This is a genomic window from Nocardiopsis potens DSM 45234, assembly GCF_000341105.1.
GTDB lineage: Bacteria > Actinomycetota > Actinomycetes > Streptosporangiales > Streptosporangiaceae > Nocardiopsis_A > Nocardiopsis_A potens.
In genome coordinates this window covers 1-972 of record NZ_ANBB01000125.1, presented here as the reverse complement: position 1 = coordinate 972, position 972 = coordinate 1, and the positions used below count along the sequence as shown (strand labels likewise).

The following is a 972-nucleotide window of genomic DNA, read 5'->3' as shown; positions in this document are numbered from 1 at the left end:
AGGCGCGTTATGTGGGTTGACGCGGCGGACCTCCGGAGCGACGAGGAGAGTGACAAGCTTTCCGCGCGCCCGGAGGTCCTGTTCCGATGCTGCCGCTCAGCCTGCTGCTCGTCCACCTCTACGTCCTCATCGACGACGCGATCAAGACCGGCGCCGTCACCGTCCCGCGCAGGCCGGGGCCGGCCCCGGCCTGCACCGACGCCGAGGTCCTCACCATCGCCCTGGCCCGCCACCTGCACGGATCCACCAGTGAGAGCGCCTGGCTGCGCCGCATCCGCGCCGAGTGGGGCCACTACTTCCCGCGCCTGCCCGGCCAGAGCCAGTTCAACCGCCGCGCCCGGTGGCTGTGGGGCGCCTTCGAGCTGCTGCGCGCCCACCTGGCCGCCGGTGTTCCCGCCGACGGCTTCCAGCAGATCGACACCACCGCGCTGCCGGTCAAGCACCCCTCCCGGGTGCGCGGCCCCGACTCCTGGACCGGTCCGGGCGGCCTGGCCGCCGGGTTCGGCCGCGACGCCGCCCACGGCGAGTGGTTCTACGGCTTCCGGCTGGGCCTGCGCTGCGACCTGGGAAGCCGGGTCGTGCGCGCCTGGGGCATCACCCGGGCGGCCGTCGACGAGCGGGCGGTGGCCGCCGGCCTGCTGGAAGGGGACCGCCCGCCCGAGGTCCTTCTGCTGGACCGCGGGTTCGCCGGCCGGGCCTTCGCCGCCGCCCAGACCGAGCGGGGCACCCGGGTCGTGCTCGCCCCGACCCGGGCCCAGCGCCGCGCCGTCCCGGCCGCCGCGCGGCGCCCGGTGGCGGTGCTGCGCAATCGGATCGAGACCACCAACGGCGAGATCACCGAGGTGATGGGGCTGGCCCGGCACGGCGCGCACACCTTCTGGGGGCTGCTGGCCCGCACCGCGGCGGTGCTGTGCGCGCACACGATCCGGTTGGTCCTGCTCAGACCGGCCAACAAACCCACATAACGCGCCT

The 972-nt window shown here is 75.1% G+C and carries 1 protein-coding gene; it reads left to right on the top strand.

The features are described 5' to 3' along the window. Nucleotides 1-86 precede the first annotated feature (86 nt). Nucleotides 87-965, top strand: coding sequence for an IS982 family transposase (locus D459_RS0130210; protein ID WP_017596721.1), 879 nt, complete (start codon nucleotides 87-89; stop codon nucleotides 963-965). Nucleotides 966-972 lie beyond the last annotated feature (7 nt).